The organism is Kribbella turkmenica (assembly GCF_004348725.1).
Lineage (GTDB): Bacteria > Actinomycetota > Actinomycetes > Propionibacteriales > Kribbellaceae > Kribbella > Kribbella turkmenica.
Genome location: NZ_SMKR01000118.1, coordinates 1 through 24,323 on the forward strand (window position 1 = coordinate 1; position 24,323 = coordinate 24,323).

The following is a 24,323-nucleotide window of genomic DNA, read 5'->3' on the forward strand; positions in this document are numbered from 1 at the left end:
GGGGTGGACGTCAGAGGGCGTGGAGCTTGGGGAACGGGGCAAGGAAGCGGATGAGCTTGCCGCCGCCGAAGTCGACGACGACCGCGTGGGTGCCGTCGACCGAGCTGACCCGGCCCAGGCCTTCCTTGTCGTGAGACACCCGCTGGCCGGCCTCGAAGACTTTGACCGGGTCCGGCACACGGGGTTTGAACGGACTCGTGGACAGGTGACGACGCGTCGTCGCGCGGAAGGAATCCATCAGGCTTTCAGTATGCGCCACCTGGCGCCGCCGGGAACCCGTCAGGTCAGGAAATCGTGGCGGCCCCCGCGGGATCGGGTTCGATATCCGGAACCGGAAGTCGGGCGGCCGGGCCGAACGAACGCAGTCGTCAGGGCGCCGAGGTCGGCGCCGGCGCCGGTGACCAGGACGACGCGAAAGACGTTCTGCGGCAACAGGGCGTAACCGCCGAGGCCGACGGTCAACTGAGCCAGGATGACGCCGTCGACCACCACGGCACCCAGCATCAGGATGATCTTCGGGCCGCGGATCCGGGAGATCATCGCAGACTATGGCGCGGTGACCAGCAGGACCAGCGACATCGCGACGTGGCGATTCCGAGCACCGTCGACGCCAGGTCGGTCGGCAGTACCTGCGGACGGGCAGTGGTCCGCAGGTCGACCAGCGGTTCCGGCGTACGGCGTTCCCACCAGCAGTCGGCGCCCTGAGAGATTGCCAAGAGCAACGAAATCGGGCATCGTCGGTCCGTGGGCCGCCCCGGTGACGACATCAGTGAGCTGCGCGAGTTCCGGGTCGACGTCCCGCAGCAGGCGGTGGACGACCTGCGGGAGCGGTTGGGGCGGATCCGGTGGCCGCGCGAGCTGCCTGGTGAAGGGTGGCACCGCGGTGTGCCGGTCGGCTACCTCCGGCGGGTCGTCGAACGGTGGAAGTCGTTCGACTGGCGGCTGTGGGAGGCGCGGCTGAACGAGTATCCCCAGTTCACCACGCGGATCGACGACCAGACGGTGCACTTCCTGCACGTCCGGTCGCCGGAGGCCGAGGCGTTGCCGCTGATCCTGACGCACGGCTGGCCGGGCTCGGTGGCCGAGTTCCTGCCGGTCCTCGGGCCGCTGACCGACCCGGCGGCGTACGGCGGGGATGCGCGCGATGCGTTCCACGTGGTGGCGCCCTCTGTCCCGGGGCACGGGTTCTCGGTGCCGTTGGAGACGCCGGAGTGGAACCACCGGCGGATCGCGCACGCGTGGGCCGAGCTGATGAGCCGGCTGGGTTATCAGCGGTACGGCGCGCAGGGCGGAGACACCGGATCGGTCGTGTCACCGCTGCTCGGCCACGTCGACTCCGAGCACGTGGTCGGCGTACACATCAACGGGGGCCTGGCTTTTCCGCCCATCGAGCCCGGTGACGTCGAGCAGTTGAACGACGTCGAGCGGGAGCGGCTGGCGGCGGCCGAGCGGCTGCGCGAGGTGGGGACGGGGTACGCCGAACTGCAGGGAACGCGGCCGCAGACCGTGGCGTTCGGATTGAGCGACTCGCCGGTCGGGCAACTGGCCTGGATCCTGGAGAAGTTCTGGGAGTGGACCGATCCGGCCCGGACGCTGCCCGAGGACGCGGTCGACCTCGACCACCTGTTGACCGACGCGTCGATCTACTGGTTCACCAACACGAGCGCCACCTCGGCCAACCTGTACTACGAGAACCGGGTGGCGGGTGAGGATCCGGCCCGGCCGTCCGGCGTACCGACCGGGGTCGCCGTGTTCCCGACCGATCCGGCGATCCGCCGGGTGTCAGCACGCAGGCACCGCATCGTCCACTGGTCGGAGTTCACCCGCGGCGGCCACTTCGCCGCCCTCGAGGCCCCGGACCTGCTCGTCGACGACGTCCGGGCGTTCTTCCGGCAGGTGCGCTGACACGAGGAAGTTGAGCAGGGTTCCGTCGCGTTCGACGGTGGCGTCCGGCCAGCGGCGGCGGATCATCCGGGCGGTCCGGTCGTTGGCCGGGCTGACCACGAACAGGAACCGCTTCGCGCCGGCCGCGACGGCGTCCGCGGCCGCGATCGACAGCATCCGCACGCCCAGGCCGCGGCGCTGCTCGGGTTCGCTGACGATCGCGGCGAGCTCGGCGGTCGGCTCGGTGACGTCGCTGCTGGTGGCCCACGCCCACATCACGTGCCCGACGATCGTGTCGCCGCGGGTGGCAACCCAGGCCCGCCCGTTCGGGCAGAGCATGCGCAGCACCAGGGCGGGGCGCGGCGGCCGGCCGATGGCGGTCTGAAAGCGGAAGTAGAGGCTGAGATCGGTCAGCCCGGCGAGCATCGCGGTCAGGTCCTCCGCGTCGGGATCGCCGGCGGGCCGGATCCGGGGTGCCTGCACCGCGGCCTCGACGCGTGGATCCCGGCGGGGCTGCGCGGCGCTCGGCGGGCACATCGCCGCGTTGGCGGGCGAGGCGCGGAGAACCGCACTCCGAGCCCCGCCCTCCGCCGTGCGCCGCATTCCGCCGAGCACCTGCTCGGTCTCACCAGGATCAACGCACCGAGGCTCAGTCTGTTTCACGGATTCAGCGTTGCCCGACTTGGCTGAGTCTGTCAAGTGGACTTATCCTCGGGACATGGACGATCGGATGCCCGAGGCGATGCGCTGGTCGACGGAGAACTGCACGATCTCGCGGACGATGCAGATCCTCGGTGACAAGTGGACCTTCCACGTCCTGCGCGAACTGTTCGTCGGTGTCCGCCGGTTCGAGGACATCCGGGCCCGGTCGGGTATCCCGCGACAGGTGCTGACCGAGCGCCTCGCGGCGCTGATCGAGCGCGGCCTGCTGCGCCGGCACCCGTACCGCCTGCCCGGCCAGCGGGAGCGGTACGAGTACCGCCTGACCCAGGCCGGGCTCGACCTCTACCCGGTCCTGGTGGCGATGATCCAGTGGGGCGACCAGTACCTGCCGCTCGACGGCGGCCCGCCGATCGTTGCGCAGCACCGCGAGTGCGGTGAGCGGATCAGCGTCGTCCTGCGCTGCGAGGCCGGGCACGAGCCGGACGCGCGGGAGGTCGCGATCCGTCCCGGTCCGGGGGCCCGGCCGCGATCCCTGGCGGGCTGAGCTCCTCCCCTCGCCCGCTCTCGTTGGTAGACCCACGAGAACGTGGGTTGGCTCCCCGCATTCCGGGGTGCGAACCCTCCCTTCGGTGGGTGAGCCAACCAGAGGGAGCGGGGTCAGAGCAGGTCGATCGCGCCGCGGATCAGGCGTTCGGTCTCGCGCGGCTGGGCGGCCGAGATCGACAGCGTGTCCATGGTGACCGTGTAGCCGTCCACCTCGTCGCGCTTGTCGAGGTACACCGCGCTGGTGAGGTGCTCGATGTAGACGATGTCCGGCAGGTCGGCGTCGTTGAACCGGAGCAGGGTGAACGCGCCGCCGGTCGCGCAGTACCCGCCTTTGTCGAACGGGATGATCTGCAGGGTGACGTTGTGCCGCTTGGAGGCGACGATCAGGTGCTCGAGCTGCGCCTTGAGGACCTCCTTGTTGCCGATCGGCCGGCGCAGCACGGCTTCGTCGATGACGGCCCACAACCGGGCCGGCGGCTGCCGGGTGAGCACCTGCTGGCGCGACATCCGCAGCGACACCAGGCGTTCCCGGTCCGCCGTCGGCATCGGCCGGTCCCGGCCGAGCTGGACCACCGCCCGGGCGTAGTCCGGTGTCTGCAGCAGCCCGGGGACGAACTGGAGCTCGAAGGTCCGGATCAGGTCGGCCGCCATCTCCAGGCCGAGGTAGGAGTGGAACCAGTTCGGCGTGACGTCGTCGTAGCGCTGCCACCAGCCGGGGTTGTTGGCCTCCCGGGCCAGGTCGAGCAGCCGCTCCCGCTCGGCCTCGTCGTCCAGTTTGTAGAGCGTGAGCAGGTCCTCGACGTCGCGGACCTTGAAGCCGACCCGGCCGAGCTCGAGCCGGCTGATCTTGGACTCCGAGCCGCGGATCGCCCAGCCGGCGTCGGTGCGGGTGATGTTGGCTTCCTCGCGGAGCCGGCGCAGGTGGGCACCGAGCATGATGCGCAGAGCGGTCGGCCCGCCGTACGCGCCCGGCTCAGTCAACTCGCCTCCCCAGAAATGGCACCGTGCAGCGATAGATCATTTCACAACACCACCCCACCCGCGTGCACCCCGTGTTCACCGCCCCCTACGGTCAGTAGAGTCTTCCCACAGCCATCCCGACTCCTGCGAGGTTCGCCGATGCCAGATGCCACCAAGGCACCCAGTTCGAATCCGGTGGGCGTGGACACCACCCGGGCCAGCATCGCCCGGGTGTACGACGCCGCGCTGAACGGCAAGGACAACTACGAGGTCGACCGTGAGGTGCTCCGCCAGGTCGCGACCGTGGCGCCACAGGTGAACGATCTCGCCTGGTCGAACCGGAACTTCCTGATCCGGGCCTGCCGCTTCCTGGCCGGCCAGGCGGGCATCACGCAGTACCTCGACTGTGGCTCCGGGCTGCCGACCGCGGAGAACACCCACCAGGTGGTGCAGCGGTTGCAGCCCGAGGCCAAGGTGCTTTACATCGACAACGACCCGGTGGTGCTCGCGCACGGCCGCGCGCTGCTGGAGGAGAACGAGAACACGCTGTTCGTCAGCGCGGACATCTTCGACCCCGACGAGGTGATCCCGCTGGTCAAGGAGCAGGGCTTCCTCGACTTCAGCCAGCCGATCGCGGTCATCCAGAACGGCACGCTGCACCACTACATCGGCGACGACGGCCCCGCGATCATGCAGAAGTACGTCGACGCCGTCGTGCCGGGGTCGTACACCGTGGTGGCGCACTTCTTCGACCCGCAGACCCCGGAGCACTCCGCGGTCGCGCGGAAGATGGAGGAGAAGTTCACCCACAGCCCGATGGGCAGCGGGATCTTCCGCACCCGCGATCAGCTGCTGGAGCTGTTCCCGGACCAGGAGCTCGTCCCACCGGGCCTCGTCCTGTGCGACGACTGGTGGCCGGACGGCCCCCGGGTCAAGCCGCTCAACCAGGTGGAGGAGTGCATCGCCGGCGCCGTCGGCCGCAAGCTCTGACCGGGTTGCCCGGAGCATCTGTTGCTCCGGGCAACTTTATACGTGCTCCGAGACCAGGACCGCCGAGGTGCCCTCGTCCAGGGCCTGGAAGAGGTGTGGCTGGTCGCCGGGATAGGCGATGTAGTCGCCGGGGGACAGTTCGACCGGATCCTCGACCGGTCCGATTAGGGCGCGGCCGGAGCTCAGCACGACGTGCTCCACGACGCCGGGCATGTGCGGCTCGGACGTGCGGCCCGGACCCGGTGACGCCGTGATGCGGTAGATGTCGCGGCGTGCGTTCGGCGGGCAGGAAGCGACCAGGGCGGCGCCGTACTCGGCCTGGTCGGAGTAGATCACCGGGCCCTCGCCGGCGCGGATCACCTGGACCTTCGGGCGCGGTGGGTCGAGCAGCGCGGCGAACGGCGTGTCCAGCGCGACCGCCAGCGCCCACAGGGTCTCCACGCTCGGGTTGCCGGTGCCCGACTCCAGCTGGGACAGCGTCGACTTCGCGACCCCGGCCCGCTTGGCCACTTCACTCAGCGACAGGCCCGCGCGAGCGCGGTGCCGGCGTAGCGAGGCCGCGATCACGTCGAGCGGCGCCTTGCTGTCCATCGATGTTCGCTCCATCGGTCTATTCGTTCGGCTTGACGAACGTGCGGTCTACTGTTCATCATAAAACCCATGCGTTCGATATGGCGAACACTCGACCGTGGGCCGGCCCGGGACATCGGGCTTGTCTGCCTGGCCGACGGTGTCGTGGGGCTGTCGTACGGCGCGATCAGTGTCGGCAACGGCCTGCCGCTGTGGGTGCCGGTCGTGCTGTCGATCGTGGTTTTCGCGGGCGCTTCGCAGTTCCTGTTCGTCGGCATCGTGGCTGCCGGCGGAAGTCCGGTCGCGGCCATGATCGCCGGAGTCCTGGTGAACAGCCGGCACGTCGCGTTCGGCCTGGCGGTCAGCGACGTGATCGGCGGCGGCTGGCGGCGGGTGCCGGGCAGCCATCTGATGACCGACGAGAACGTCGCCTTCGCGCTCGGCCAGGACGACGTCCGGCAGCGGCGGGCCGCCTACTGGGCCGCCGGGATCGGGATCTTCGTCTGCTGGAACGTCGGCGTCCTGGCCGGCGGGCTGGCCGGCACCGTGATCACCGACACCGATGCGCTCGGGCTGGACGCGGCGTTCCCGGCGGTGCTGCTCGCGCTCGTGCTGCCCGCCTTGCGCGACAAGTCGACGCGGACGGCGGCCTTGGTCGGAAGCATGCTCGCGCTCGCGGCGACGCCGTTCCTGCCGGCCGGTCTGCCGGTGCTGCTCGCCCTGGTGGGTTTGCTGTTCTACCGGGTCGAGAAGCCGGCACTGGAGATGGCCAGATGAACAACACCCCACTCCTGCTCGCCGCGATCGCGGTCTTTGCTGTTGGCACCTTTTCGCTGCGGTTCGCCGGGCCGGCGCTGCGGAGCCGGTACGAGGTGCCGGAGCGAGCCCAGCAGTTCCTCGGCGCCGCGGCGATCGTCCTGCTCGCCGCGCTGGTCGCGACCGCCGCGCTGATGGACGGCGACGGTCCGGCCGGGGTCGCGCGGCCGGCCGGTGTACTGGTCGGCGGCGTGCTGGCCTGGCGCAAGGCGCCGTTCGTGCTGGTCGTGGTGGCCGCAGCGGCGACCGCGGCCGGGCTGCGATTGCTCGGCGTACCGTAGGCCGGGTTCGGCGCTACCGTTCAGGCATGAGTGCGTATCCCGGGCAGCCGACGCCGAGGAAGAGCAGGACGCTGACCTGGGTCGCGGTCGCGTGTTTCGTGGTCGGGCTCGGCCTGGCCGGGTTCTTCACCTACCGGATCATCGGGACGGCGCCGAGAACGCCGCAGCCGATCGAGGCCGGGGTCGTCGAGCTGGACCGCGAGGGCCTGACCGTCTACGCGTCCGTGCCGGTGCTCACGCCGCCGTGCGAGGCGAAGGACTCGACCGGCGCCGACGTCCCCCTCGAGGGCGTCAGCGGATCCGAGCAGGTCACGATCAACTCCGAGACCTGGTACGTGGTCGCCCGCTCGGTCGACCGCGTGCCGGCCGGTGAGTACAGCATCTCGTGCACCGACGCCGAGACCGGTGCGACGTACGCCGTCGGCCCGCACCTGTCGATCGCCGCGTTCGTCGTCTCGATCTTCGGCGTGATCGGCTCGCTACTGGTGTTCTTCGGGCTCGGCGTGGTCCTCCTGGTCGTCGGCGCGGTAAGCAACCGCCGCCACCGGCCGGCGAACACCTTTCCGGGCGCCGGTCCCGGCCGAGGTGCCCCGGGCAGCTATCCGCCGCCCGGGAACACCTTCCCGCATCACAACTCCGGGCCGAACCCGGACCGCCCGCAGGACCGGCCCGGAGCCCCCCGCAGGACCGCTAGGTCCGGACCGCGGCCCGGACCTTCGGCGTCAGCACGAACGCCCCGACGTACAGCAGCGCGGCCACGATCAGCAGTCCGTCGAAGCCGATCAGCAGGGCGGCGTACTCGAGGCAGCCGCCGAGCATCGCGCCGAGCAGGTTGGCGCCGAACGACGCGGTCGCGTCCGCGGTGTCGGTGAACCGCTTGGCGAAGATCACGTTCGCGGCGAAGATCGGCAGGAACGCGATCAGTACGGCGACCACCGCGCGCAGGCCGACCGGCATCGCCAGCAGCCAGTCGTCGGGGAAGATCCACGACAACGCCAGCCCGCCGAACAGGACGACGTACATCACCTTCAGCGGTGGGGTCTTGAACCGTCTGGTCACTTCGACAGCGGCCAGGACGGCGACCAGGACGCCGGCGAACACGATCGCGTTCACCACCCACGTCGTCCCGAACAGCAGGGCGAACCCGGTGATGCTCTTGGTCTCGAGCAGCATGAAACCGGCACCGAGCAGGAACAGGTCGGCGTACGGCTTCATCCGCCCGTACGACGAGCCGCCGCCGGCGATCCCGACACCGATCAGGCCGGCGACCATGATCAGGCCGAGGGTGACCAGATACAGCGAGGGGATCCGGTCGGTGAACAGGTACAGGAACGGCCGGTTGTCGGTCGCGGGCGGCGGGGTGATCGACGTCGCCCCGGCCCAGGCCTTCCCACCACACGTCTGGTCGCCCTCGGTCAGCCCGACCGTGACGACGGCCTGCTGGAGGTCGTCACCGACCTGGTCGACACACGGCTTGTGCCCGAACGCGGTCTCCGCGGTCGAGGCGAGCCGGTCGATCAGCCAGGTCTCGCGGTAGTAGTTGTACATCGCGAACGCGCCACCGGGGGCCAGGTGCTCCTTCGCGCTCTTGAACGCCTCCTCGGTGAACAGGTAGCTCTCCAGCCGCAGTGAGCTCGCACCGTTCACCAGCGTCAGCGAGTCCGGCAGGGCCAGCAGGATCAGGTCGTACTTCTTGTCCGTCCGGGACAGGAAGGCCCGGCCGTCGTCGATGTGTGAGGTCACCCGCGGGTCCTGGTACGGACGGTCCGGGTGCAGCTCCTTGCCGAGGTCCCGGATCCGCGGGTCGATCTCGACCGCGTCGACGTGCTGCGCGCCCTTCTTCAGCGCGATCGCCACGTCCGAGCCCGAGCCGGCGCCGATGATCAGCACGTTCTTCGGTGCCTTGCCGGCGTTCGCCCGCTCGTACGGCAGGCCGTACTGCGGCTCCCACTGCAGCCGCGCGTCGGCCGGGATCGCCTGCTGGTGCGGGACGCCGTTCACGGTGATCGTCAGCAGCGGCACGCCCTGCCACTCGTAGCTCTTGGTCTGCACCTTGTAGTACGGCGACCAGCTGTTCTCCGGTTGCCTGGACTCGTGGAACAGCACCCCGATCATCACCAGCAGCGGCGACAGGACGAGCGCCGCGCTGAGCCCGGTGGCGACCGCCCGGCGGGACGAACCGACGCGGGTCCGCGGGATCATCAGCGCGCCGAACATCACGGTCACGATCGCGCCCCACCAGATCGGCGGCGCGCCCAGGAACGACAGCGCGGTGAACGCACCGATCCCGATCAGGCTGCCGACCAGGTCGAAGCGGTACGCCGTCAGCCGCGGGAGCTCGGAGAAGCAGCGGCCGACCAGCTCGGCCGGGCCGGCCAGCACGACCGCGGCGGCGACGAAGACGATCGGCAGGATCACCCAGGTCGGCGGGCCGGTCGTGTTCAGGCTGGTGAAGTAGATGACGCTCTCGGAGGTGCCGCGGTCGACGGTGACCGGCTTCCAGGCGATCACGAGGACCAGCAGGCCGAGCACCAGCGGGGAGTAGTACGGCAGTCGCTTGGCCCGGCTGGACCGGAGGATGCCGATCCCGATACCGAGGAAGGAGCCGAGCAGCACGAAGTTCGAGAAGTAGCTCAGGTGGACCACGTTCGAGCCGGTCCAGCGGATCAGCGCGAGCTCGAGGAAGAGCATCAGCGCGCTGGACGCGACCAGTCTGGTCCGGACCCCGAACGGGCTCGGCCATCGGACGTCGCTGACTTGGTCAGTGGGAGAGTCGACTGCCATGCGCCGCGACGTTACCGGATATCACCTGTGATGCGTCACTCGTACGGTGTTCAACCGTCCGGCGGCCACGCTCGGTGGCCGCCGGCCACGGTCGGTCAGGAACGGCGCGCGGGCTTCGGCAGCTGGCAGCCGGTCTTGTTCAGGTCGATCGCGCGGTTCGCGGTCAGGCAGGTGTAGATCCACCAGGTCTGCTGGCCGTACGCCGCGCCCTCGTCGACCGTGATGTTGCCATCGGCGTCGACCTCGCACGGGTTGTTCACCGTGCAGCGCTCGCCGTCCTCGTTGCCGGTGTTGTTCACGCCGACCACCTCACCGGTGGACGTGCTCACCACCGGAGATCCCGACGTACCGCCGATCGTCTCGCAGCCGGGCTGGTGGTACTTGATCGAGCTCTGCCAGGTCCAGCCGCCCTCGCGCAGTTGCGGGATGGTCGCCTGCACCGAGCAGGTGTAGATGCGCTTCCAGTAACCGGAGACGACCGCCATGCCGGCGCCGTCCGCCGGGCCCTGCTTGGCCAGCGTCAGCGGGGTGACGTTCAGGCGTGACCTGATCGACGCGTACGACTCGTTCACCTCGTACACGAGCATGTCCGTCTTGGTCATCGTGCCGAAGAGGATCCGGCCGGCCCGGACGGTGCCCGCCCGGCTCGAGTCCGGCCGCAGCAGCGTGATCTTGCGGCTCGACGCCCGGTTCACCAGGACGACGCCCGGGTTGATGAACCCGCCTTCGTAGCAGTGCCCGTTGGTGAGCACGAGCGCGCGGTCGCTGTCGGCCGACTCGGCGTACCGGACGAGGGACGCGGAGCAGTTGCTCAGCGCGGCGATGCCGGTGAAGTCGGCCCCCGGAGCCTGGACGGCCTGCGGTACGGCGGCCTCGACGGCCTGCGCCGACGCCGCGCCGGCGACGGTGGTGGCGGTGATGGCAACGGCCGCGCCGGCGGCCAGGAGTGTACGGAACAGTTTCATGGGCGGTTTCCTGTCCTCACTGATTGTGCTTGGAGCACTTCGTAACGCATCCAGCGGCCGCCGTACCATGACAACCGCGTGAAACCGACTGCTCACAGGGTGTCTGCAGGGGTTTTCCTGCGCTGAGTGAGAAGGCTGCTACTCTTCGTCTCCGGATCCGCCTCTGCTCGAACCATCTCACCGCCCGGCACGTCCTACCGCGTGGTGGAGGGACGACACGGTACGGTCGGCAGCAGCCGCGCCGTACGGAGAACGGAAGGACGTCATGCCGCAGGAGAAACCTGACCTGCGCAGTCTCAGCGAGCCGGTGCGGTTCAAACGGGCGTTGACGCTGGTGCTGATGACACTGGTGCTGCCGGGGTCCGCGCAGATCGTGGCCGGCAGCAAGCGGGCCGGCCGGTGGGCCTGGCGGGTGATCGCCGGGCTGATCGCGGTCGTCGTCTTCCTGGTGCTGCTGTCCCTGGTCTGGCGGTCCGGCACGATCAACCTGATGGCCCGGCCGGGCACGCTGCGGATCGTGCAGATCCTGCTCGTCCTGCTCGCGATCGGTTGGGCCGCGTTGTTCGTGGACGCGTACCGGCTCGGCCAGCCGCTGACTCTGGAGCGGAACCACCGGCTGACCACCAGCATCCTGGACGCGGTGCTGGTGTTCACGGTGGTCGGTGCGCTGATCTACGGCAGCGTGATCGTGAACGCCCAGCGGGACTTCGTCGCCAGTGTCTTCGGCAGCGGGCAGAAGTCGAAGGCCGAGAAGGGCCGGTACAACGTGCTGCTGCTCGGTGGCGACTCCGGCGCGGACCGGATCGGCACCCGGCCGGACAGCATCACCCTGGCCAGCATCGACGCCGACACCGGCCGGACCGTGCTGATCGGCCTGCCGCGGAACATGGCCAAAGTGCCCTTCCCCGCCGGGACGGCGATGGCGGAACGGTTCCCCGAGGGCTTCACCTGGAAGAACTGCGCGGCGAACTGCCTGCTGAACGGCGTCTACATGTACGGCGCGGAGCACAAGAACCTGTTCCCCGGCGACCCGAACCCCGGCGTCACCGCGACCCGGCAGGCGGTCGAGGCGATCACCGGGCTGAAGGTGAACTACTACGTTCTGATCGACCTGGCCGGGTTCCGGGACCTGCTGAACGCGGTCGGCGGGATCACCCTGGACGTCGGCAAGCGGGTCCCGATCGGCGGCGGCAGTTCGCCGGTCAAGGGCTACATCGAGGCCGGCGAGAATCAGCACCTGGACGGCTACCACGCGCTCTGGTTCGCCCGGTCCCGGGAGGGATCGACCGACTACGAGCGGATGACCCGGCAGAAGTGCGTGATGTCGGCGATGCTCAACCAGCTGTCGCCGCAGACCGTGCTGACCAAGTTCCAGGGCATCGCCGCGGCCAGCAAGCAGGTCGTCCAGACCGACATCCCGGCCGGCGACCTGGGTACGTTCACCGACCTCGCGCTGGACGCGAAGAAGCTCCCGGTGTCAAGCTTCTCCGCGGTCCCGCCGTTGATCCGCACCGGCGACCCCGACTTCGCGCTGATCAGGACGAAGGTGGCGGAGGCGGTCGGAAGGTCCGAAGCGCTGGACAAGGGCGACTCAGGAGGAGACGGTAAGACCTCGAGTACTCCGCGTAGTTCCGCGAGCAAGCCCACGAGCAGTAGTACGAAGAAGACCATGAAACCCAGCAGCTCACCGTCCAAACCCACCAACGACGTCGACGACGTCGCTTCGATCTGTAAGGCCTGACCTGATATGCCGCTGTCCCACTGGCCGCCCGTGTCCGTCGTGATGCCCGTGCTGAACGAGGAACGTCATCTCGAGGAAGCGGTCGGCCGCGTCCTCGACCAGGACTACCCCGGCGAGCTCGAGGTGGTGCTCGCCATCGGCCCGAGCAAGGACCGGACCCAGGAGATCGCGGACAAGCTCGCCGACCGCGACCCGCGGATCAGGATCGTGCCGAACCCGACCGGCAAGACGCCGGCCGCGCTGAACGCCGGCATCGCGCACGCCAGGCACGACATCCTGGTCCGGGTCGACGGCCACGGCGCCCTCACCGACGGCTACATCACCCACGCGGTCGAGGTGCTGGAGGAGAGCGGCGCGGACAACGTCGGCGGCGTGATGGCGGCCGAGGGCCGGACACCGACCGAGATGGCGGTCGCCTGCGCGTACCGGTCCCGGCTCGGGCTCGGTGCGTCCACGTTCCACCAGGGCGGCAAGGCCGGTCCGGCCGACACCGTGTACCTGGGCGTGTTCCGGCGGGCCGCGCTGGAGCGGGTCGGCGGCTTCGACGAGACCATGCACCGGGCGCAGGACTGGGAGCTGAACTACCGGATCCGCAAGACCGGCGGCCTGATCTGGTTCAGCCCGAACCTGTCCGTCACCTACCGGCCGCGGTCGTCGCTGTCCGCGGTGGCGAAGCAGTTCTTCCACACCGGCCAGTGGCGCCGCGAGGTGATCCGCCGGCATCCCGAGACCGCGAACAAGCGCTACCTGGCACCGCCGGTCGCGGTGGTCCTGCTGGCGGTCGGCACCGTCCTCGGCATCATCGGCCTGATCACCGGGAACAGCTGGCTCGACCTGGGCTTCCTGGCCCCGCTCGGCTACGCGTTGCTGCTGCTCGCCGGGTCGGCGTTCGAGGGCCGCTACCTGCCCTGGAAGGCGTTGTTCTGGATGCCGCTGGTCTGTGCGACCATGCACATCTCCTGGGGTCTCGGCTTCCTGATCGGTCTGCATGAGCGCCCCAAGACCGCTTGAGGGGTTATCCCTTCGTCTTGCCGCTTCTGCCACCTTGATACGAGGCGAAAAGGGGTGTGTCGAGGGGTTATCCCCTCGTGTTGTCGTGGGGTGGTGGGGTCAGGCGCGGGCTGACCTGGTGTAGGCGGCGACCACCTCGGCGGCCGGGCCGTCGAGGCGGAGGACGCCCTTGTCCAGCCACAACGCGCGGTTGCACGTGTCCAGGACGACGTCCAGGCTGTGGCTGACCAGGAAGACTGTGCCCGCCTGCTGGCGAAGTTCGCGGATCCTGCGTTCCGACCGCACCCGGAACTCGGCGTCGCCGGTCGCCAGTGCCTCGTCGACCAGCAGGATGTCGTGCGTCTTCGCCGACGCGATCGCGAACTTCAGCCTGGCCGCCATCCCGGACGAGTACGTCGACATCGGCAGGTCGATGAACTCGCCGATCCCGGAGAACTCGACGATCTCGTCGTACCGCCGGTCGATCTCGTCGGCCGGCATCCCCATCGCGAGGCAGCCGAGGACGACGTTGCGATCGCCGGTCAGGTCGTTCATCATCGCCGCGTTCACGCCGAGCAGCGCCGCCCGGCCGCCGGTGTAGATCGCGCCGGACTCGGGCGGAAGCAGCCCGGCGATCGCGCGCAGCAGGGTCGACTTGCCCGAGCCGTTGCGGCCGATCACACCGATCGCGTCGCCCTTGTAGGCGGTGAAGCTGACGTCCTTGACCGCGTGCACCTCGCGGATCGTCGGCCGGTCCTGCCGCTTCAGGATCCGCCGGAACGCGGTCGCCGCCGTCCCCTTGCCGCCCTGGCCGGCGATCACCTTGTAGACGATGTTCACCCGGTCGGCGACCACGGTCGGTTCAGCCTCTGCCATAACGGTCCTCCGCTCGCCAGAAGTAGAGGAAGCCACCGGCGAGGGCGACGACCGACCAGCCGGCCGCGATCGCCCAGGCGTGCGGCAACTGGTTGGCCGTGTGCTCGTCGAGCAGCGCGCGCCGGACGATGTCGATGTACGCCGACATCGGGTTGAACGCGAGCACCTGGATCACCCACTCCGGCGCGTTCGCGTCGGTCAGCTTGGCCGGCAGCGAGAAGAAGATCCCGGAGACGTACAGCCAGGTCCGGGTGACGAACGGCAGCAGTTGGGTGACGTCAGAGACGAACGTGCCGATCCGCGCGAAGATCAGCGTCATCCCCACGTTGAACATGCTCTGCAGCACCAGCGCGGGGACCACGAGCAGCCAGCTCCAGGCAAGGCCGTCGGTCACGCCGACGACGACCAGCAGCAGCGCCGTCGACACCAGCATCTGGTTCAGCTCGTTGAGCACGTAGGCCAGCGGGAGGGTCGCGCGCGGGAAGTGCAGAGTGCGGATCAGCGACAGGTTCAGGGCGAGGGAGCGCGAGCCCTCGGTCATGCAGCGTTGCGTGTAGGTGAAGACGAAGATGCCGCTGAGCAGGAACGCGACGTAGTTGTCGATGCCGTCCTTGGTGCCGAGCAGGACGCCGAACGCGAGGTAGTACACGGTCGCGTTGAGCAGCGGGGTCAGCACCTGCCACACCGAGCCGAGGCGGGCACCGGCGTACATGGCGTAGGTCCGGGCGGACGCGTAGCCGGCGACGAACCTGCGTCGGCTCCAGAGCTCGCGCAGGTACGTGTCGAGCGACGGGCGGAGCGAGCTCCTGGTCAGCCCGTAGCGTTCGGCCAGCGCCCCCGGATCGGTCGGTTCGGCGGTGGGCATGGGCGTCAATGTACTGCGCTCGGTGACCCGGTGGTGAGTCAGGTCAGGCGCTTGCGGAGCCGGTCGAGGTCCTCGGTGGTGAGGCCACCGTGGCGCAGGTAGGCTTCCGGGCCCCCGTACTTCTCGTCGAGGTGACGCAGGATCGCGACCATCGACTCGGCCCGGGTGTCCCGGAACTCGATCAGCTCCGGGTGCCTCGACTCGTCCGGCTCCTCGGCGAGCTGTTCCGCGAGCCAGGCCGCCAGCCGTTCCTGGGTGAGGAAGTAGTCGGTGACGATCTCATCCTCGGGTACGCCGGCCACGCTCAACGCCAGCGCGACCACCATGCCGGTGCGGTCCTTGCCGCCGTGACAGTGCACGACCACGGCACCGTCGGCGTCCGCGATCGCCTTGACCGCGGCCGCGAACAGTTCGGGCCGCCGGTCGAGCATCCAGGTGCACGCCGCGACGATCGTCGCCTGCCCGTGCTCGGGATCGGCCGGGTCCCGCAACGACTGCCGGACACCGATCGGGTCCTCGGTGAACGGCGTCGGCCACTGTGCCACCTCGGCGTCACCCCGCAGGTCCAGGATCCGCTGCACGCCGGCCCGCCGTACCGCTTCCACACCTTCGGGTGACAGGAAGTGCAGGCTGTCGGCGCGGATCAGCACGCCCGTCCGCGTCCGGCCGCCGTCAGCGGTCGGCAGCCCACCCACGTCCCGTACGTTCCGGCATCCCGGCCAGTCGAGGTCCATGCCTGCCATCCCGTCAAACGTCGAGGGCTTTGCCCTCGGGGGTGACCGGGGACTGGATCCGGGCGTAGGCGTGGTCGTTGAAGTCGGCGATCTTCGCGCTCAGCCGGGCCGGGGTGAGGGCGGCCTCCTCGAGGACGGTGAAGCGGCCGGGGCGCGTCTGCGGTGCGAAGGCGACGATCTCGGCGAACTCGTCCAGGGTGAAACCGAGTTGATGCGGGGTGACCGGCAGCCCGTGGCGGTGGAGGCAGTCGACGGTGGCGTGGAAGCGGTCGGCGTCACCGCGCAGGAACCAGGCGAACGCGGCGCCCAGTCCGACCTGCTCGCCGTGGAACCCGCGCCGCTCCGGGTGGAGCAGGTCGATCGCGTGCGAGATCTCGTGACACGCTCCGGACGACGGTCGTGACGTCCCGGCGACGACCATCGCCATCCCGGAGAGCACGAGTCCTTCGGCCAGGGTGGTCAGGAAGGCGTCGTCGGCCACCGTGCCGGGATGGTCGATGACCGCCTGGGCGGCGGTCCGCGACAGCGAGACCGCCAGGCCGTCGATCGCCTCACCGCGCAGGGCGTGCGCGGCCTCCCAGTCGGCGGTCGCGGACAGGTTCGACACGATGTCGCCGATCCCGCCGCGGACCGACCCGGCCGGCGCCTGGCCGATCAGGTCGAGGTCGACCAGGACGGCGATCGGCGCCGGCACGCTGTACGAGCCGCGGCCGGCGTCGTTGTCGAGCGTGCTGATCGGCGAGGCGATCCCGTCGTGCGCCAGGTTGGTGGCGACCGCGACCATCGGCAGCCCGAGCCGGGCGGCGGCGAACTTGGTCACGTCCAGCACGGTGCCGCCGCCGACGCCGACGATCGCGTCGTACCGCTGCCGCCGGATCTGCTCCACCAGCCGGATCGCGGCGTTGATCGTGCAGCCGTCCACGGTGAACCAGTCGGCCCCGGTCAGGCCGTGCCGGAACGTCTCCCGGATCACCGGCCCGTACGTCGTACCGACCGCGATCGCCACCCGCCCCGACGACGAGATCCGCTGGTCCGCGAGGATCGCCGCCAACTCACCCAGCGCCCCACGGCGCACGTCGACCACCAACGGCGCGGGGATCATCCGGGCTAGGAGCGGCATGGGTGGGTCTCCCTTCGCACTGGCGACGCCCAGGGACGCGTCTCGCCGCGTCGGCGGTCCCGACACGACGAATCCCGCACCGAGGCTGCACCGCCGCCTTGCGGTGCACGCCCCTGGTCGCCGCCATCGCTGCAGGGAGAATCACCCACGCCGCTCACGGGCATACGATCTCCCGCGCCCGGAGCAGGTCGGCACGGTTGTCGATCTCGACCCAGTCGACGGTGCCGATCGGGGTGACGTCGATCCGGAAGCCCTTGTCCACGAGGAACTGGTACCCATCCTCGTAGTACAGGTGCGGATCGCGTTCCCAGGTGGCCCGGAGGGCGTCGGCGAGGTCGGCGGCGGCCGCGGGCTCGATCAGGGTGACGCCGATGTACTCGCCGGTGGCGGCGCCCGGGTCCATCAGCTTGGTGATCCGCTCGACACCGGAGCCGGCCGACCAGGTCACCTTCATCTCCTCGTCGGCCAGGTCCTTCTCGGTGTCCAGCGCGAGCACCATCCGGCGGTCGCCGCCGCGGGCGTCGAGCAGCGCCCGCTGGACCGACGCAGGGTGGACCGTGTCGCCGTTCGCGAGCAGGACACCGTTCGCGAGCAGGTCGCGGGCGCACCACAGCGAGTACGCGTTGTTCCACGTCTCGGCCTTGTCGTTGTGCACGAGCTCGAGGCGTACGCCGTACCGCTGCTCGAACTCACGGACCCGGGACTCGACGGCGGCCGCGGCGTACCCGACGACGACGGCGACGTCGGTGATGCCGACCTCGGCGTAGTTGGCCAGGGTGAGGTCGAGAACGGTCGTGCCCGGGCCGATCGGGACGAGTGCCTTGGGCAACGTGTCCGTATAGGGGCGGAGGCGCCGGCCGGCCCCGGCGGCGAGCACAAGTCCGATCATTGCCCGATGGTACGGGTTCGGCCCGTTTGCGCGCCCCGAATCGCGGTCCGGTGGCAGGATCGGGGACATGACGTGGCTTGTGACTGGTGGTGCCGGATACATCGGAGCGCATGTGGTGCGCGCGTTCCTCGCCGACGGTATGGACGTGGTGGTGATCGACGACCTGTCCAGCGGGAAGGCCGAGTTCCTGCCGGCCGGTGTCCCGTTCGTGCAGGCCAACCTGCTCGACGGTGCGGCGGTCCGTGAGGCGCTGGACGGGGTCAGCGGCGTCGTCCACCTGGCCGGCTTCAAGTACGCCGGTGTCTCGGTCGACCGCCCATTGCACACCTACACGCAGAACGTGACCGCGATGGTGTCGCTGCTCGAGGCGATGGCGGAGAAGGAGGTCCGCAACATCGTCTTCTCGTCCAGCGCCGGCGTGTACGGGACGCCCGAGGACGAGGTGGTCACCGAGCAGACGCAGCCGGACCCGCAGAGCCCGTACGGCGAGTCGAAGCTGGTCGGCGAGTGGCTGCTCCGCGACCAGGCGAAGGCGGTCGAGCTGCGCCACACCTCGCTGCGGTACTTCAACGTGGTCGGCTCCGGCGACCCGTCGGTGTACGACGCCAGCCCGTACAACCTGTTCCCGATCGTGTGCGACCTGCTCGCCCAGGGGAAGACCCCGCAGATCTACGGCACCGACCATCCGACCCCGGACGGTACGTCGGTCAAGGACTACGTCCACGTGGCCGACCTGGCCCGGGCGCACGTGGCCGCGGCCCGGGCGCTGGAGGCGGGGAAACCCCTGGAGCGCGTGTACAACCTCGGCAGCGGCACCGGCACCTCGGTGCGCCAGATCATGGACGCCGCCCGCCGGGTGACCGGGATCGACTTCACCCCGAGCGAGGGTCCTCGGCGCCCCGGCGACCCGTCCCGGGTGGTGGCCGCCGGAGACCTGGCCGCCCGCGATCTGGAGTGGAAGAACAGCTACACGGTCGACGACATGTTCGCGACCGCCTGGGAAGCCTGGCCGAAGGGCTGATCCGGCCCCGGGCTGTCGCTGGTCCGACCATGACCGCGACGCCCGATCCCGCGGCGGAGCAGAGGCCTGGCTCCGAAGGCAGCTGGGCTGCGCCGGGCGGGCACCACACGGGATGCCCGGTCGGCCGCGCGGTCCTGGCTGTCCCCGGGTCTCCCGCTCCGCGTCACCTTCTGGCTCCCGTGACCGCCTAATACTCCTTGCTACTACTCCTTGCTAGTACTCCTTGCGGAAGTGCCCGGAGGGAGTCAGGTTCACGAGGCCCGGGCCGGTGAGGACGCCGCCTTCGACCGCGAGGGTGTGGCCGGTGATCCAGGAGGCGTCGTCGGAGGCGAGGAACGCGACCGCGGCGGCGATGTCCTCGGGCTCGCCGACCCGGCCGAGCGGATACATCTTGGCGAACTCGTTCAGGGTGTCCGGCTGCTTGTCCCAGTTCGGCGTCCGGATGGTGCCGGGCGCGACCACGTTGAAGCGGACGCCCAGGCCGCCGTACCGGGCTGCGTAGTTCACCGTCATCGCGATCTGGCCGGCCTTCGCGGCGGAGTACTCGATGTTTCCGAAGGCGGCCAGGCCGTTCACCGAGCTGATGGTGACCACGTTGCCCCGGGTCTTCACCAGGTGTGGGAGCGCGGCCTGGATGCAGCGCGCCGCGCCTACCAGGGTGAGGTCGAGTTGCCGGTGCCATTCCTCCGCGGTCGCGTCCTCGGGGACCGACGTGACGATGCAACCGCCGGCGTTGTTCACGACGACGTCGAGCCGCCCGAAGCGCTCGACGGCGGCCGCGACCGCCGCGTCCACCTGGTCGCGGTTCGTGACGTCGACCCGCATCCCGATCGCCCGCTCGCCGAGCTCCCCGGCCACCCCGGCGACCTTGTCCTCCTGCAGATCGGTGACCACCACCGAGCCGCCCTCGGCCGCGATCCGCCGCGCCACCGCGGCGCCGATCCCTTGTGCCGCCGCCGTGACCAGCGCCACCCGCCCCTCGAACCGCTGCACGTCAGTCCTCCACCACTCGATCGACCTTCTCGTCGGACAGTCGCCGCGCCAGCTTCGCCTTGTCGAGGTTGCGGCAGAGCACGATCGAACCACCTCCGGCGATCACCCCGACCAGCAGGCCCACCCCGTCGCGGCCGGCGAGGTCCCGGGTGACCAGGATCCGGTCCGCGACCGGCTCCGCCGTACCGATCAGATCCGCATGGGTCAGTTCGTCGTACGCCGGTGACGCCGGCGACGGCGGATCCAACGGGACGAACAGGTCCGGGTGGTTGTACACCTCGGCGCCGTAGTCGTGCACGCCGTCGGGCAGCGGCTCGCGGAACCGGCCGCCGAGCGGCAGCAGCGCCGACGCGACGGTCTCGCGCTCGCCCCGGATCGCGAAGTCCGGCCCGGTGATCGCGAGGGCTCCGGTGTCGCTGGTGAGCGATGCCCCGGCCGACCAGGTGGACAGTGCCCAGACCACGCCGAGCCAGTGCGGCGGCAGCCCGATCGCGACCGTCTCACCGGCGTCCAGGTCGTACTCGTCGACCAGTAGGTTGGCGGTCTTGGCGACCCAGTTCGCGGTCGTGACGGCGCTCAGCTCGATCCGCTCACCGGTCGTGTCGTCGTAGTAGGTGAGGAACGGAGCACCCCCGTCCCGCTGGACCGCGGCGGCGAAAAGTTCCGGCAGAACTCGTGACATACGGCCCACCCTACGGTTCGCCGGCGGACTACCGTGAGCGAGGATTCCCCGGGAGGAAGGCGTGTCATGGTGCCACTGCTCGAGCTGCCGCAAGGCGGCGAATGGATCGTCATCCTGGTCATCGTGGTGCTGCTGTTCGGCGCGAAGAAGCTGCCCGAGCTCAGCCGGAACGCCGCCCGCGCGCTCGTCGAGTTCGAGCGGGCCACCAGCGAGGCTCGGTCTGACGGCGCCCGGGAAGCCGCGGCAGGACAGTCCGGCGCGGCTCCTCCGGTACGGCGAGCTGATCGGTGACGGCAAGGTCTGCCCTGGAAGTGGTTCACCCCTCGATCAGCGCTGGGGCCTGCGAGTCAGCGAGATTCGGCGTCGTCGCCGACCCCCGCGGTTCTGCAATCGCTGGAGTTCTCCTACAGTCGGTGCATGCTGATCCTGGCCGGCCTGGGCCTGATCCTGGTGCTGACCATTGCCACCGGCTACTTCGTGGCGCAGGAGTTCTCGTTCGTCGCGGCCGACCGCAGCCGGCTGAGGTCGCTGGCCGACGGCGGCGACGCGGCGGCCGAGCGGGCCCTGAAGGTGACGGCCCGGCTGTCGTTCGTGCTGTCCGGCGCGCAGGTCGGCATCACCGTCACCGCCCTGCTGGCCGGGTACGTCGCCGAGCCCTACCTCGGTGAGGGGCTGGCCGAGGTGCTCGGCGGGGCCGGGGTGCCGGCGGCGGTCAGCCTGTCCGTCTCGGTCGTCCTCGCGTTGCTGGCGGCAACGATCATCCAGATGGTGCTGGGCGAGCTGGCGCCGAAGAACCTGGCGATCGCGAAGGCCGAGACGATCGCGCTGCGCCTGTCCCGCTCGACGCTGGTGTACCTGGCGATCGCCGGCCCGGTGATCCGCGTGTTCGACTCGGCGTCGAACCGGATCCTCCGCCGGGTCGGCATCGAGCCGGTCGAGGAGCTGCAGCAGGGCGCCACCGCCCAGGAGCTCGACCGGATCATCGTGACCTCCTACGAGCAGGGTCTGCTCGACCAGGACACCATGCGGCTGCTCGACCGCGGTCTCGACTTCCGCGGCCGGAGCGCCGGCGAGGCGATGCGCCCGCGCGTCGACGTCGTCACCGTGCACCAGGACGACCCGCTCACCCGCGTGGTCGAGCTGCTCGACACCGGGCACAGCCGGTTCCCGGTGATCGCCGAGTCGGTCGACGAGGTGGTCGGCGTGGTCGCGGTCGCCGACGTGGTCGAGGTCGACCCGGCCGACCGGCACCACGTCACCGCGGGTTCGCTGGCGTCGGCGCCGGTCGTCGTACCGTCGACGCTGCCACTGCCAGCCGTCCTCGAACGCCTGCGGACCACGCACCGCCAGCTCGCGATCGTCGTCGACGAGTACGGCGGGTTCGCCGGGATCGTGTCGCTCGAGGACGTCGCGGAGGAGCTGGTCGGCGAGATCCGCGACGAGGACGACCTGCCGGAGACCGGGCTCGTCGAGGGCACCGACGGGACCTGGGTGGTGTCGGCGCGCTGGCGGCTCGACGAGGTCGCCGAAGCGACCGGGGTCCGGCTGCCCGAGGGGGACGACTACGAGACCGTGTCCGGCCTGGTGATGGCACGGCTGGGCCGGGTCCCGGTGATCGGCGACGAGATCGTGGTCGAGCTGCCGGCCCGGTTCGACCACGACGGCCGGCCCGTCCCGCCCGAGTTCGTCCAGCTGCGGGTGCAGACCATCGAACGGCACGTGCCCGGGATCATCGCGATGGAGCGGGTCTCGTGAGTACGACGGTCGCCCTGCTGATCTCGGTGCTGCTGCTGATCCTGAACGGCTTCTTCGTGTCCGCGGAGTTCGCGCTGGTCGCGTCGAAGCGGCACCGGCTCGAGGAGGCCGCGGCGGCCGGCAGCCGGACTGCCCGGGCCGCGATCGCCGGGGTCAGCGAGCTGTCGCTGATGCTCGCCGGCGCCCAGCTCGGCATCACCCTGTGCACGCTCGGCCTCGGATCGCTGTCCGAGCCCGCGGTCGCGCACCTCCTGCATCCGCTCTTCGAGCTGGCCGGCCTGCCCGAGGGCGCCGGGCACGTGATCGCCCTGATCATCGCCGTCGGCGGCATCGGCCTGCTGCACGTGCTCCTCGGCGAGATGGCGCCGAAGTCCTGGGCGATCAGCGACCCCGAGCGGTCCGCGCAGCTGCTCGCGCTGCCGTTCCGCGGCTTCACTGTCGTCTTCCGCCCGCTGCTGCTCGTTCTCAACTGGCTCGCGAACCTCTGCGTGCGCGCGCTCGGGGTCACCCCGCAGAACGAGCTGGCCAACGCCCACGGCCCGGACGAGCTGCACCTGCTGATCCAGTCGTCGCGCGAACACGGCACGCTCGAGGAAGCCGAGCACGAGCTGCTCACCGCGATGCTCGCGCTACAGAACACCACCGTCGTCCAGGTGATGACGCCGATCGCGCAGCTCAGCACGGTCCCCGCCGGCGCGTCTGCCCGCGAGGTCGAACTGACCAGCCTGCGCGAAGGCCGTTCCCGGCTCGCGGTGGTCGACTCCGGTACGACGATCTGCGGCATCGTGCACGTCCGCGACGCCGCCCGCGCGACCACGAGCGGCGGTACGACGCTGCGCGCAGCCGACCTGATGACGGCGCCGCTCGAGCTCGCCGCGGGAACCCCGGTGGCGACCGCGATCCGGACGATGCGCGACCGCCGTTCGCAGCTGGCCGTCGTCCACGGTGAGGATCAGCCGCTCGGGGTGGTCGCGCTGGAGGACCTGCTGGAGGAGGTGATCGGGGAGTTCGACGACGAGACGGACCCGATCATCAGGTCGGCGCAGGCGGAGTCGTGATCGCGGTTGCTGACGGCAAGCGGCCCGGCTCCGGGTTCGCCGGAGGTTTCCGGAGTAACGGTCCTGCGGGCGGTTGGCTACCGTTGGGACGGTAGCCCGTCCGGAGGAGGACCGTCGTGCCCGTACGCCGTCTTGGACTCGTCGTTCACGAGGGGCGTCCGCTCGCCGTGCAGACCGCCGGGACCGTGCGCGAGTGGGCCGGCCGGCACGGGATCGGGTGCACCGACATCGATGTCTGGAAGGCGGACGAGGACCGGCGCAGCGGGATGGACGAGCTGCACCACGCCGGGAACCCGGACCTGGTCGTCACGCTCGGCGGTGACGGAACGTTCCTGCGTGGTGCCCGGATCGCGGCCAAGAACGACGCCGCCGTACTCGGGGTGGACCTGGGGAAGGTCGGCTTCCTGACCGAGGTGGCGTGCCGGGACGTGGAGGCCGCGCTGGAGGCGGTCCACCACGGCGGCGCCACGATCGAGGAACGGATGACACTGACCATGCGGGCGTCCCGGCCGCTGGAGATCCCGAGCGGGATGGAGTCGCTGCTGCGGTACGGGCATGGGCCGTCACTGCCGCCGCCGACCGTCCGGCCGGAGAGCACGGACGGCGACGGCTGGGGTGTGGCGCTCGACGTGACCGCGCTGAACGACGTCGTACTGGAGAAGCTGGCGCGGGACCACCAGGTGGCGCTCGGCGTGTACCTGTCCGGGCGGCTGCTGGCGTCGTACTCGGCCGATGCGGTGATCGTGGCGACGCCGACCGGCTCCACGGCGTACAGTTTCGCGGCCGGTGGGCCGATCCTGTCGCCGAGCACGGAGGCGATCGTGTTCACGCCGGTCGCGCCGCACATGACGTTCAACCGGACGGTCGTCGCCGCGCCGGACGAGTCGATCGGGCTGCGCGTCCTGCCGCACTCCGGCCAGGCCGCGGTCAGCATCGACGGGCAGTTGCGCGGCGTACTCGACCCCGGTGACTGGATCGGCGTCTACGGCGCACCCCGGCGCCTCCGGCTGGTCCGCCTGCGCCCCACCGACTTCTACGGCCGCCTCCGCGACCGCTTCCGTCTCACCGACGCCCCCGCCACCGGAGTCGACGGCCAGTCCGACGCCTTCTGGCGTCCCACCACCCCGGTCCCACCGGACC

At 70.2% G+C, this 24,323-nt stretch carries 26 protein-coding genes and 1 pseudogene; 12 read left to right on the forward strand and 15 right to left on the reverse strand.

From position 1 onward, the window contains the following. Nucleotides 1–10 precede the first annotated feature (10 nt). Together E1218_RS24300 and E1218_RS24305 are read right to left on the reverse strand one after the other, a co-directional pair. Nucleotides 11–238 (reverse strand): hypothetical protein, encoded by a 228-nt coding sequence (locus E1218_RS24300; RefSeq protein ID WP_202866163.1) that lies wholly within the window; start codon nt 236–238, stop codon nt 11–13. Nucleotides 239–279: 41 nt separating this feature from the next. Further along, on the reverse strand, nt 280–504 hold the full coding sequence (locus E1218_RS24305; RefSeq protein ID WP_132323964.1) for a hypothetical protein: 225 nt from the start codon (nt 502–504) through the stop codon (nt 280–282). A 240-nt stretch (nt 505–744) separates the two neighbouring features. Here E1218_RS24305 and E1218_RS24310 point away from each other — a divergent pair, with 240 nt between their 5' ends. After that, nucleotides 745–1,905 (forward strand): epoxide hydrolase family protein, encoded by a 1,161-nt coding sequence (locus E1218_RS24310; protein WP_233712433.1) that lies wholly within the window; start codon nt 745–747, stop codon nt 1,903–1,905. 69 nt (nt 1,906–1,974) lie between these two features. Here the strand turns inward: E1218_RS24310 and E1218_RS37985 are convergent. After that, nucleotides 1,975–2,487: pseudogene (locus tag E1218_RS37985) on the reverse strand (GNAT family N-acetyltransferase); the annotation flags it as partial. Nucleotides 2,488–2,602: 115 nt separating this feature from the next. Here E1218_RS37985 and E1218_RS24320 point away from each other — a divergent pair. Then, nucleotides 2,603–3,091 (forward strand): winged helix-turn-helix transcriptional regulator, encoded by a 489-nt coding sequence (locus tag E1218_RS24320; RefSeq protein ID WP_202866164.1) that lies wholly within the window; start codon nt 2,603–2,605, stop codon nt 3,089–3,091. Nucleotides 3,092–3,204: 113 nt separating this feature from the next. On the opposite strand, the gene E1218_RS24325 is transcribed toward E1218_RS24320, so the two are convergent. Continuing rightward, complete coding sequence (locus E1218_RS24325) at nt 3,205–4,074, reverse strand: helix-turn-helix domain-containing protein (protein ID WP_233712434.1); 870 nt, start codon at nt 4,072–4,074, stop codon at nt 3,205–3,207. A gap of 138 nt (nt 4,075–4,212) precedes the next feature. Between E1218_RS24325 and E1218_RS24330 the strand changes: the two genes are divergently transcribed. Then, complete coding sequence (locus E1218_RS24330; protein ID WP_132323966.1) at nt 4,213–5,043, forward strand: SAM-dependent methyltransferase; 831 nt, start codon at nt 4,213–4,215, stop codon at nt 5,041–5,043. Nucleotides 5,044–5,079: 36 nt separating this feature from the next. Here E1218_RS24330 and E1218_RS24335 read toward each other — a convergent pair whose 3' ends face one another. After that, entirely contained in the window at nt 5,080–5,634 is a 555-nt protein-coding gene (locus E1218_RS24335; protein WP_132323968.1) for a helix-turn-helix domain-containing protein, read from the reverse strand. A 69-nt stretch (nt 5,635–5,703) separates the two neighbouring features. Between E1218_RS24335 and E1218_RS24340 the strand changes: the two genes are divergently transcribed. Both E1218_RS24340 and E1218_RS24345 read left to right on the forward strand, forming a co-directional pair. After that, the gene (locus tag E1218_RS24340) at nt 5,704–6,390 is read left to right on the forward strand and encodes an AzlC family ABC transporter permease (RefSeq protein ID WP_132323970.1); all 687 of its coding nucleotides are present in this window, start codon (nt 5,704–5,706) and stop codon (nt 6,388–6,390) included. Beyond that, entirely contained in the window at nt 6,387–6,710 is a 324-nt protein-coding gene (locus tag E1218_RS24345) for an AzlD domain-containing protein (protein ID WP_132323972.1), read from the forward strand. The genes E1218_RS24340 and E1218_RS24345 overlap by 4 nt, the downstream gene beginning before the upstream one ends. A gap of 214 nt (nt 6,711–6,924) precedes the next feature. On the opposite strand, the gene E1218_RS24350 is transcribed toward E1218_RS24345, so the two are convergent. From E1218_RS24350 to E1218_RS24360, 3 genes are all read right to left on the reverse strand, one after another. Next, on the reverse strand, nt 6,925–7,245 hold the full coding sequence (locus tag E1218_RS24350; RefSeq protein ID WP_132323974.1) for a hypothetical protein: 321 nt from the start codon (nt 7,243–7,245) through the stop codon (nt 6,925–6,927). 155 nt (nt 7,246–7,400) lie between these two features. Next, the gene (locus tag E1218_RS24355) at nt 7,401–9,494 is read right to left on the reverse strand and encodes a spermine/spermidine synthase domain-containing protein (RefSeq protein ID WP_132323976.1); all 2,094 of its coding nucleotides are present in this window, start codon (nt 9,492–9,494) and stop codon (nt 7,401–7,403) included. Nucleotides 9,495–9,589: 95 nt separating this feature from the next. After that, on the reverse strand, nt 9,590–10,459 hold the full coding sequence (locus tag E1218_RS24360; RefSeq protein ID WP_132323978.1) for a S1 family peptidase: 870 nt from the start codon (nt 10,457–10,459) through the stop codon (nt 9,590–9,592). 265 nt (nt 10,460–10,724) lie between these two features. On the opposite strand from E1218_RS24360, the gene E1218_RS24365 reads away from it, so the two are divergent. Together E1218_RS24365 and E1218_RS24370 are read left to right on the forward strand one after the other, a co-directional pair. Further along, the gene (locus E1218_RS24365; RefSeq protein ID WP_132323980.1) at nt 10,725–12,200 is read left to right on the forward strand and encodes an LCP family protein; all 1,476 of its coding nucleotides are present in this window, start codon (nt 10,725–10,727) and stop codon (nt 12,198–12,200) included. A gap of 6 nt (nt 12,201–12,206) precedes the next feature. After that, the gene (locus tag E1218_RS24370; RefSeq protein WP_132323982.1) at nt 12,207–13,211 is read left to right on the forward strand and encodes a glycosyltransferase family 2 protein; all 1,005 of its coding nucleotides are present in this window, start codon (nt 12,207–12,209) and stop codon (nt 13,209–13,211) included. Between the two features lie 99 nt (nt 13,212–13,310). Here E1218_RS24370 and E1218_RS24375 read toward each other — a convergent pair whose 3' ends face one another. The 5 genes from E1218_RS24375 to E1218_RS24395 all read right to left on the reverse strand — a co-directional run bounded on the left by E1218_RS24375 (nt 13,311) and on the right by E1218_RS24395 (nt 17,674). Further along, complete coding sequence (locus E1218_RS24375) at nt 13,311–14,066, reverse strand: ABC transporter ATP-binding protein (RefSeq protein ID WP_132323984.1); 756 nt, start codon at nt 14,064–14,066, stop codon at nt 13,311–13,313. Then, complete coding sequence (locus E1218_RS24380; RefSeq protein ID WP_132323986.1) at nt 14,053–14,931, reverse strand: ABC transporter permease; 879 nt, start codon at nt 14,929–14,931, stop codon at nt 14,053–14,055. Before E1218_RS24380 ends, E1218_RS24375 begins: the two co-directional genes overlap by 14 nt. Before the next feature lie 38 nt (nt 14,932–14,969). Further along, nucleotides 14,970–15,674 carry a tyrosine-protein phosphatase gene (locus E1218_RS24385; RefSeq protein ID WP_132323988.1) on the reverse strand — a complete coding sequence of 235 codons (705 nt, stop codon included), beginning with the start codon at nt 15,672–15,674 and terminating at the stop codon, nt 14,970–14,972. A 4-nt stretch (nt 15,675–15,678) separates the two neighbouring features. Further along, nucleotides 15,679–16,785, reverse strand: coding sequence for an iron-containing alcohol dehydrogenase family protein (locus tag E1218_RS24390; RefSeq protein ID WP_132323990.1), 1,107 nt, complete (start codon nt 16,783–16,785; stop codon nt 15,679–15,681). A 154-nt stretch (nt 16,786–16,939) separates the two neighbouring features. After that, the gene (locus tag E1218_RS24395; protein WP_132323992.1) at nt 16,940–17,674 is read right to left on the reverse strand and encodes a phosphocholine cytidylyltransferase family protein; all 735 of its coding nucleotides are present in this window, start codon (nt 17,672–17,674) and stop codon (nt 16,940–16,942) included. Nucleotides 17,675–17,741: 67 nt separating this feature from the next. Between E1218_RS24395 and galE the strand changes: the two genes are divergently transcribed. Then, a complete protein-coding gene (gene galE / locus E1218_RS24400) occupies nt 17,742–18,695 on the forward strand; it encodes a UDP-glucose 4-epimerase GalE (protein WP_132323994.1) in 954 nt (317 codons plus the stop codon). A 213-nt stretch (nt 18,696–18,908) separates the two neighbouring features. Here galE and E1218_RS24405 read toward each other — a convergent pair whose 3' ends face one another. Together E1218_RS24405 and E1218_RS24410 are read right to left on the reverse strand one after the other, a co-directional pair. After that, entirely contained in the window at nt 18,909–19,688 is a 780-nt protein-coding gene (locus E1218_RS24405; protein ID WP_132323996.1) for an SDR family NAD(P)-dependent oxidoreductase, read from the reverse strand. A gap of 1 nt (nt 19,689) precedes the next feature. Continuing rightward, complete coding sequence (locus tag E1218_RS24410; RefSeq protein ID WP_132323998.1) at nt 19,690–20,370, reverse strand: TIGR03089 family protein; 681 nt, start codon at nt 20,368–20,370, stop codon at nt 19,690–19,692. 66 nt (nt 20,371–20,436) lie between these two features. Here E1218_RS24410 and tatA point away from each other — a divergent pair, with 66 nt between their 5' ends. From tatA to E1218_RS24430, 4 genes are all read left to right on the forward strand, one after another. Beyond that, a complete protein-coding gene (gene tatA, locus E1218_RS24415; RefSeq protein ID WP_132324000.1) occupies nt 20,437–20,661 on the forward strand; it encodes a twin-arginine translocase TatA/TatE family subunit in 225 nt (74 codons plus the stop codon). A gap of 126 nt (nt 20,662–20,787) precedes the next feature. After that, on the forward strand, nt 20,788–22,125 hold the full coding sequence (locus E1218_RS24420; RefSeq protein WP_132324002.1) for a hemolysin family protein: 1,338 nt from the start codon (nt 20,788–20,790) through the stop codon (nt 22,123–22,125). Further along, nucleotides 22,122–23,183: a hemolysin family protein gene (locus E1218_RS24425; RefSeq protein WP_132324004.1), complete on the forward strand. Its 1,062-nt coding sequence runs from the start codon at nt 22,122–22,124 to the stop codon at nt 23,181–23,183. The genes E1218_RS24420 and E1218_RS24425 overlap by 4 nt, the downstream gene beginning before the upstream one ends. 116 nt (nt 23,184–23,299) lie before the next feature. Then, nucleotides 23,300–24,323 (forward strand): NAD(+)/NADH kinase (locus E1218_RS24430; protein ID WP_132324006.1); only part of this gene is annotated, 1,024 nt, incomplete at its 3' end.

What these genes read in the sequence shown, in the direction of transcription:
- E1218_RS24300 (WP_202866163.1), bottom strand. Translation starts at nt 238, where the DNA reads ATGGATTCCTTCCGCGCGACGACGCGTCGTCACCTGTCCACGAGTCCG.
- E1218_RS24305 (WP_132323964.1), bottom strand. Translation starts at nt 504, where the DNA reads ATGCTGGGTGCCGTGGTGGTCGACGGCGTCATCCTGGCTCAGTTGACC.
- E1218_RS24320 (WP_202866164.1), top strand. Translation starts at nt 2,603, where the DNA reads ATGGACGATCGGATGCCCGAGGCGATGCGCTGGTCGACGGAGAACTGC.
- E1218_RS24330 (WP_132323966.1), top strand. Translation starts at nt 4,213, where the DNA reads ATGCCAGATGCCACCAAGGCACCCAGTTCGAATCCGGTGGGCGTGGAC.
- E1218_RS24335 (WP_132323968.1), bottom strand. Translation starts at nt 5,634, where the DNA reads ATGGACAGCAAGGCGCCGCTCGACGTGATCGCGGCCTCGCTACGCCGG.
- E1218_RS24340 (WP_132323970.1), top strand. Translation starts at nt 5,704, where the DNA reads ATGCGTTCGATATGGCGAACACTCGACCGTGGGCCGGCCCGGGACATC.
- E1218_RS24345 (WP_132323972.1), top strand. Translation starts at nt 6,387, where the DNA reads ATGAACAACACCCCACTCCTGCTCGCCGCGATCGCGGTCTTTGCTGTT.
- E1218_RS24355 (WP_132323976.1), bottom strand. Translation starts at nt 9,494, where the DNA reads ATGGCAGTCGACTCTCCCACTGACCAAGTCAGCGACGTCCGATGGCCG.
- E1218_RS24360 (WP_132323978.1), bottom strand. Translation starts at nt 10,459, where the DNA reads ATGAAACTGTTCCGTACACTCCTGGCCGCCGGCGCGGCCGTTGCCATC.
- E1218_RS24365 (WP_132323980.1), top strand. Translation starts at nt 10,725, where the DNA reads ATGCCGCAGGAGAAACCTGACCTGCGCAGTCTCAGCGAGCCGGTGCGG.
- E1218_RS24370 (WP_132323982.1), top strand. Translation starts at nt 12,207, where the DNA reads ATGCCGCTGTCCCACTGGCCGCCCGTGTCCGTCGTGATGCCCGTGCTG.
- E1218_RS24375 (WP_132323984.1), bottom strand. Translation starts at nt 14,066, where the DNA reads ATGGCAGAGGCTGAACCGACCGTGGTCGCCGACCGGGTGAACATCGTC.
- E1218_RS24380 (WP_132323986.1), bottom strand. Translation starts at nt 14,931, where the DNA reads ATGCCCACCGCCGAACCGACCGATCCGGGGGCGCTGGCCGAACGCTAC.
- E1218_RS24385 (WP_132323988.1), bottom strand. Translation starts at nt 15,674, where the DNA reads ATGGCAGGCATGGACCTCGACTGGCCGGGATGCCGGAACGTACGGGAC.
- E1218_RS24390 (WP_132323990.1), bottom strand. Translation starts at nt 16,785, where the DNA reads ATGCCGCTCCTAGCCCGGATGATCCCCGCGCCGTTGGTGGTCGACGTG.
- E1218_RS24395 (WP_132323992.1), bottom strand. Translation starts at nt 17,674, where the DNA reads ATGATCGGACTTGTGCTCGCCGCCGGGGCCGGCCGGCGCCTCCGCCCC.
- galE (WP_132323994.1), top strand. Translation starts at nt 17,742, where the DNA reads ATGACGTGGCTTGTGACTGGTGGTGCCGGATACATCGGAGCGCATGTG.
- E1218_RS24410 (WP_132323998.1), bottom strand. Translation starts at nt 20,370, where the DNA reads ATGTCACGAGTTCTGCCGGAACTTTTCGCCGCCGCGGTCCAGCGGGAC.
- tatA (WP_132324000.1), top strand. Translation starts at nt 20,437, where the DNA reads ATGGTGCCACTGCTCGAGCTGCCGCAAGGCGGCGAATGGATCGTCATC.
- E1218_RS24420 (WP_132324002.1), top strand. Translation starts at nt 20,788, where the DNA reads ATGCTGATCCTGGCCGGCCTGGGCCTGATCCTGGTGCTGACCATTGCC.